We start from the raw sequence: 7,088 nt of genomic DNA on the forward strand, positions 1-7,088 counted from the left end.
CACGGTACGGTTCTGACTAAACGCTTCTTGTACTTGTTGGGCGCGACTTTTTACCAGGACAAGCTTTTCTGAACGGAACCCCCTAAGCCGAGTTTTCAAGGTGCTGTCCGCCCACTTGGTTTTCGAGACGGTCTTTTTAAGACTAACGTAAAGCCAACCTAGAACGGCGGGGTTTCCCACCCAAAATTTTCGATGATCATTTTTTTTGTAGGAGAACTTTAGTGGCAATTACTACCTCAGCTTCCCGTTTAGGGACAACCGCTTTTAGCGAGGTTGCTCCCGTGGAATTACGTCCCGATTGGTCTCGTGACGAGGCACAGGCGGTTATTCGCGCTGTCTATCGTCAGGTGCTAGGCAATGACTATATCATGCGTTCCGAGCGCCTTACCAGTGCCGAATCCTTACTCTGTAACGGTTCGATCACCGTGCGGGGATTCGTCCGCGCCGTGGCCAAATCGGAACTGTATAAGAACAAATTCTTCTACGGTAACTTCCAAACCCGCGTCATCGAACTTAATATCAAACATCTTTTAGGTCGCGCTCCCTACGATGAGTCGGAAGTGGTCTATCACCTCGATCTCTACGAAAACAAAGGATTCGAGGCCGATATCGACTCCTACATCGATTCCGCCGAATATACCGAAAACTTCGGTGATAGCATCGTTCCCTACTATCGCGGTTTTGCCAGCCAACCCGGTCAAAAAACCGTGGGATTTACCCGGATGTTCCAACTCTATCGCGGTTATGCCAACAGCGATCGCTCTCAGATTGCCGGCAAAACCTCCCGTTTAGCGGTGGAATTAGCCCAAAACGGTGCTTCGGCAGTAGTCGGTCCCTCCGGTGGCAGCGATGGTTGGGCCTATCGTCCCTCCGGTCAACGCAACACCCCCAGTAAAGCTCTTGGTGGTAGTGTGGCCTATGGTAATGTGGGTAAGCTCTATCGCGTGGAAATTGCCGCCATCAGCAAACCGGGTTATCCCAGTGTCCGTCGCAGTAGCAAAGCGGTTATCGTCCCCTTTGAACAGTTAAATAACACCCTGCAACAGATCAACCGTCTCGGTGGCAAAGTTGCCAGCATCACCCCCGCTAGTTTGAATTAATTTTCTAGCTGAAGATAGCTAAAAGTCTCCCGGGCAGCCGTCAGGTTCACCGGGAGACTTTTTTCTAGGGAACTGGCAGAAATTGACCCTCAGCAGATCGAGCAAACCTGTAGAATGAAAATAATTCCCTAGTTTTAATGCCTGTGACTGTCACTTCGATCGCTTTTGACTCTATCGATACTGCCTTAGCGGAAATCAAAGCCGGACGTGCCATTGTCGTAGTTGATGATGAGAATCGCGAAAATGAAGGAGATCTAATCTGTGCGGCCCAATTTGCCACCCCCGATCTGATTAACTTCATGGCAGTGCAAGCTCGCGGTTTAATCTGTCTGGCAATGACGGGAGAGCGTCTTGATGCTCTCGAATTACCTTTGATGGTGACAAAAAACACCGATAGCAATCAAACCGCTTTTACCGTTAGCATCGATGCCGCTCCCCATTTAGGGGTTAAAACTGGCATTTCGGCAGAAGATCGGGCGAAAACCGTGCAAGTTGCCATTAATCCGGTTACTCGTCCCGACGATCTCACCCGTCCCGGTCATGTCTTCCCGATTCGTGCTAAAGCCGGTGGGGTCTTAAAACGTGCCGGTCATACGGAGGCAGCCGTGGATCTAGCTCGGTTAGCTGGGTTGTATCCGGCGGGAGTTATCTGTGAGATCCAAAATCCCGATGGTTCCATGGCCCGTTTACCGCAACTATTTGAATACGCTCGTCAACATAATCTAAGGTTAATTAGCATTGCCGATCTGATCGGTTATCGATTAAAACACGATCGCTTTGTCCATCGGGAAACGGTCTGTGATTTTCCCAGTCAATTCGGCACTTTTCAGCTTTATGCCTACCGAAATTTATTAGATCAAACCGAACACATCGCTATTGTGAAAGGCGATCCCGCTCTCTTTGGCGATCAACCTGTAATGGTACGAATGCACTCAGAATGTCTGACCGGGGATGCCTTGGGATCCTTGCGTTGCGATTGTCGCCAACAGTTGCAAACTGCCCTAAAAATGATCGAAAAAAACGGTTTAGGGGTGGTGGTTTACCTGCGACAGGAAGGACGGGGAATTGGCTTAATTAATAAGCTAAAAGCCTATTCTTTACAGGATATAGGACTAGATACGGTGGAAGCCAACGAAAGGTTAGGATTTCCCGCCGATTTGCGCGATTACGGCATGGGAGCGCAAATGCTCAACGATTTGGGGGTGAGAAATATTCGTTTAATTACCAATAATCCCCGTAAAATTGCCGGATTAAAAGGCTATGGTTTGGAAATAGTCGAGCGAGTACCTTTGCTGATCGAGGCTAATGATTATAATTCCAATTATCTAGCCACAAAAGCGGAAAAGCTAGGACATCTATTCTTACAAACCTATCTAGTCACCATCGCTCTCAGTTGGGGGGAAAATCCGCCGTCAATTTCGCAAAGATATCATCAATTGGAGAAATTACGACAGTTAAGTCGCGCTAATCAATTATCTCTCCAAGAAGAAACCCGACCGGTAGCCAATGCCCTTTTTGATCGCGCCCCTTTGATCGTACATTTAGGTTTAGATATTCGTCAGGGTGTCAGCAGTAATTGGTATAAAAATCCTTCCCATCCTTATCTTCTGGTTATTGACAAGATATTAAATGACATTAAAGATTGGTCGGAAATTGAACGCTTAGAATTTTTAATTTCCGACGGAGACGATTCGATGACGGGATTACAAATGAAACTCGATCGTCAAAAAATGTCCGATGAAGATTTCTCACAATTACCACAATTAGCTACCCAAATTATCTACAGTTTTACTCGTGAGTCAGCCAAAAATTAGTTTTCTATGACCGTACTGTTGCCTCTTGCCTCTTGCCTCATCTCAACAAGCAATTTAAATATTTAACAGCTTAACAGTTATAATTAAACAAAGCTAGTGTAACGGGGAAAAACCATGACAACTCTCGACATTTTACCGGAAGTTACCTGTCCCCCCACCGATTTATGGAGTGATGAACCATCCTTGGAAAGTGATCTACATCTACAACAAATTACAATTCTGATCGGTTGTTTAGAAAGGCTATGGCAAGAAAGAAATAATTACTATGCTTCGGGAAATCTTACCATCTACTATAACGAAGAACAACTAAAAAAGCACAATTTCTGCGGTCCTGATTTTTTTGTGGTTTTAGATACAGAAAAACGTCCCCGCAAAAGTTGGGTAGTTTGGGGAGAACAGGGGAAATATCCCAATGTAATCGTCGAGATTCTTTCCGATTCTACGGCCAATATTGACCGCACTAAAAAGAAAATTCTCTACCAAAATACCTTTCGGACTCCTAACTATTTCTGGTTTGATCCTGAAAGTTTAGAACTGCAAGGATTTAGATTAATTGCTGGACAATATCAGGCTATTCCTGCTAATGAAAACGGCTATTTATGGAGTGAACAATTAGAACTATATTTAGGCATTTTTGAGAGGAAATTGCGTTACTTTACCCCCACGGGTGAATTAGTGCTAACTGCCGCAGAAGCAGAATTACAGGAACGAGAAGCGAAGGAACAGGCTATCCTCGAAAAAGAACAAGCTATCTTGGAAAGGGAAAGATTAGCCCAAAAATTACGAGAATTGGGCATTGATCCTGAAACTATCTAATTGATCAATATCTCTAGGCTAGGTAATTCCTATCCTAGAAATGTTGGTAATTTAACCTTATTTTTCCTGTCTTTCTAAGGCTAATTTTACTAACTTATCGACCAATTTATCAAACTCTAAACCGGTGGCTTTCCAGAGTTGGGGATACATACTAAAATTAGTAAACCCCGGCAGAGTATTAATTTCATTGAGAAACACTTCCCCAGTCTTTTCCACATAGAAAAAATCCACCCGCGACAATCCCGCAGCATCCACAGCTTTAAATGCTTCTACAGCCATTTCTCGCACTTGATTAGCAATTTTATCAGGAATATTAGCGGGAATCACCATACTCGATCGCCCGTCAGTATATTTAGTTTCATAGTCATAAAAATCACTATCAAAAGTAATTTCTCCCACCGAGGAAGCTTGGGGATTATCATTACCTAAAACCGCACATTCGATTTCTCTTGCGGTTACTCCTGCTTCAACAATAATCCGTCGATCATAACTAGCAGCACTATCTAAAGCAGCCTCTAATTCTTGCCGGTTGCGCGCTTTACTAATACCCACCGAAGAACCTAAATTAGCTGGTTTAATAAAACAAGGATAACCTATTTCCTCGGCGATTTGATCGCACAATTGCGGAAAAATACAGGGATTTGACCACACTTGCGAGCGGGTTACGGCCTTATACTTAACTTGGGGTAATCCAGCGGCTGCAAAAGCAGTTTTCATGGCAATTTTATCCATTCCTAGGCATGAACCCAGGACCCCACTACCCACAAAAGCAACCCGCATGAGAGTGAGTAATCCTTGCAAAGTGCCATCTTCCCCATTCGGTCCGTGGAGAATTGGAAACCAAACCTCAATTTCGCTCACTTCTGGGGGAAATTGCCAGATATTGACTTTTATATCACTCTCAATAGCTAGGGGTTGCCCAGAGGTTAAAATTTGTCTAGCAGTTGCTGCCGAATGCCAACAGCCATTTTTATCGATATAGAAGGGGATAACGGCGTATTTGTCAAGATTTTCGGGGTAATTAAAAGCTTGCAGGATCGATCGAGCCGAATTGATAGATACCTCGTGTTCTCCCGATCGACCACCAAACAACAATCCTACCTTGATCTTATCCATATTATCCTCTCTAGACCCAGCTATATCCTAAATTAGAGTTCAACTATCATATATACTATGGGCGGAGTTGACAATAGTTGCCAATGATTTAGATGCGGCTGTTCCTCGTCAGATCGGGGTTTCGGCAAAACCTCAAGATAAATTAATTATCGATTGTGATGAAATTTGGTCGTTCTTTCCCTAAAAAAATTGATAATCACTTTGGGACTTTTTGGTATTTTATCCATGAATACCACTACTATCGAATCACCCCCGGAATTGAATGATTATTTGGCTAATTTTTCCAGTTTTTTCTTAGTTTTCTGAAGTTTTAAGGCTAAATTGCCCTGATGTTCGGGATAGTAAATATGCAAGAATTCGATAAAATCCTCGATTGTGCAAGGTTGATGAAATCCCCCTAAGTTACCGTGAAATTCTTGGTGAATTTCTTCTTTAATAGTCACCAAATTCAGATCCAATGTCGCTAGATGGGGATATTTCTGGACAGAGTAAAGATGATGGACAGCGAGATTAAATTCTACATCTTTATCCGGTTTTTGCCCTGTCACCTGACAAGTGTTTTTATCTCTAGTTTTAGCTCGTTTTTTAGCCTTTTCAATCTCGATTTTTTGTTTGGTATCGTCATCTAGATGTTCCTGAATTTCTTTAAAGGCACGAGGAAACTCGATTTCAATCATTTTACACATTTCTTGGCGCGATTTATTCGTCAAAGTTTCACTCATGGATTTAGAAATGCGAACAACTCCAGTTTCAGAGAACCAAAACTCTCTTTTTTCATCTTCATAAAAATCTACTCCTATTTTTAAAGGACGAACTTCTGTTTTAGTATTTTTGATTACCTTAGCAAGTTCTTCATCATCAACTTTTAAAGATGAAGATTCCTGTATTTTGAGATTATTGAATGTTTGATTTAGCTTGGCTCCATTAGTTTTTAAAATTCGCCGCAAACTCTGTTTATGAATCATAGCCACTCCTTGATAAACTTTAATTTCGCCAGAGTCAGCCAATTCATTAAAAATTAATTTTCGTGCCAGAGAGCGACGAATTTTTTGATCGTGCTTAGTAAAAAATTCTCTAAATCTGTATAAAATTCCTCGCTTTTCATGCTGATCAATATAGGAAGCAATTTTTAAAGCACCTTCAAAAGAAAACACTCTAACTTTATCTTTTTTGTTGACAAATTGATAATCGACACCTTCAACTAAATCCCAATCATCATTAGGATCAGCATCAAAAATATCAACAATTTTGTCTAGTTTTTCAAGAGTAATAGAAAACCATTGAGCTAATTCGGTATCCCGGATCATGAAGGTATTTGCTTTCTGAGGCATGATTATTTTATCTCCGTGGTGATAGACTTATACATGACAGTTAAACAATCAAAAACTTCTGCGTCTCCTGTTTCTTGGTTATCAGGATGATAGACCTTAGAAAGACGATAATAGGCATTTTTAATGTCTTCCTTAGTGGCAGTTTTTGGATCAAGCTCGAAAACACGATAGGGATAAAAATACTTAAATATATTAATACCATTAATACAATGCTTACCTGTTTCTCCATCTTCTTCTGGTAAAATACCTACATACTCTCTGTAAATTTTTTCCCAACTTTCTCGCTGAGATAAATTGATATTATCAAAGGCTCTAGTAGCCATTTGAAACATACTCGATTTTTTTAATTCTGTGGTATTACTAACCTCAAAATAGGCATAAACTGCCTGTTTAAGTTGCGTTAGAGTTAAAGGTTTAACTTTTGGGACTGTGGTGGTGGTGGCTGTAGTTTTTAATTTAGTTAACGATGGTTTGGGAGACTTTTTACGGTGATTTTTGATGACAAAATCGGCAAAATCTTCGAGAATAGGACTTTCGATCGAGTATTGCTCACAGATAAGACTAATCTGCTCTAAAATGAGCGAGTTAAGAGGATTAGTGGTCATAATTTCCCTAAGAAGCTGCAAAAAATATAGCCTTTCTTATCAAGATGAAGTGTAGGCTAATTTGGTATTAACGACCGAGGACTGACTCCCGAAAACTTCCTATCCTAAATCAATACCACTGCTGTGGCCACTTTGTCAAGTGGTTAATAATGAAAAAAGTGACTCGGTTGACACTCCCCGCTCTAAAGAGACGGGGATTCTTGGTTCACAGAGATTACTTGCTTAGACAGAATTGCTTCTGAAAAAGTAGAGGTATTCTCTCCCCAAGCGTTTATTGGATCGAGCATCGAAGGTTCCGGTATGCCC

6 protein-coding genes are annotated in these 7,088 nt (G+C 41.7%); 3 read left to right on the plus strand and 3 right to left on the minus strand.

Going from position 1 to position 7,088, the window contains the following annotated elements; all coding sequences use genetic code 11:
- Positions 1-221: 221 nt before the first annotated feature.
- From IM319_RS21155 to IM319_RS21165, 3 genes are all read left to right on the plus strand, one after another.
- Complete coding sequence (locus IM319_RS21155) at positions 222-1,100, plus strand: phycobilisome linker polypeptide (protein ID WP_287736830.1); 879 nt, start codon at positions 222-224, stop codon at positions 1,098-1,100.
- A gap of 137 nt (positions 1,101-1,237) precedes the next feature.
- Positions 1,238-2,914, plus strand: coding sequence for a bifunctional 3,4-dihydroxy-2-butanone-4-phosphate synthase/GTP cyclohydrolase II (gene ribBA / locus IM319_RS21160; protein ID WP_287076464.1), 1,677 nt, complete (start codon positions 1,238-1,240; stop codon positions 2,912-2,914).
- Between the two features lie 114 nt (positions 2,915-3,028).
- Complete coding sequence (locus tag IM319_RS21165) at positions 3,029-3,730, plus strand: Uma2 family endonuclease (protein WP_287736831.1); 702 nt, start codon at positions 3,029-3,031, stop codon at positions 3,728-3,730.
- Positions 3,731-3,787: 57 nt separating this feature from the next.
- On the opposite strand, the gene IM319_RS21170 is transcribed toward IM319_RS21165, so the two are convergent.
- From IM319_RS21170 to IM319_RS21180, 3 genes are all read right to left on the minus strand, one after another.
- On the minus strand, positions 3,788-4,846 hold the full coding sequence (locus IM319_RS21170; RefSeq protein ID WP_287686137.1) for a D-alanine--D-alanine ligase family protein: 1,059 nt from the start codon (positions 4,844-4,846) through the stop codon (positions 3,788-3,790).
- Positions 4,847-5,112: 266 nt separating this feature from the next.
- Complete coding sequence (locus tag IM319_RS21175; RefSeq protein ID WP_287736832.1) at positions 5,113-6,177, minus strand: hypothetical protein; 1,065 nt, start codon at positions 6,175-6,177, stop codon at positions 5,113-5,115.
- A 2-nt stretch (positions 6,178-6,179) separates the two neighbouring features.
- The gene (locus IM319_RS21180; protein ID WP_287736834.1) at positions 6,180-6,782 is read right to left on the minus strand and encodes a J domain-containing protein; all 603 of its coding nucleotides are present in this window, start codon (positions 6,780-6,782) and stop codon (positions 6,180-6,182) included.
- Positions 6,783-7,088 lie beyond the last annotated feature (306 nt).

Source organism: Microcystis sp. M113S1 (assembly GCF_020246945.1).
Taxonomy (GTDB): Bacteria; Cyanobacteriota; Cyanobacteriia; order Cyanobacteriales; family Microcystaceae; genus Microcystis.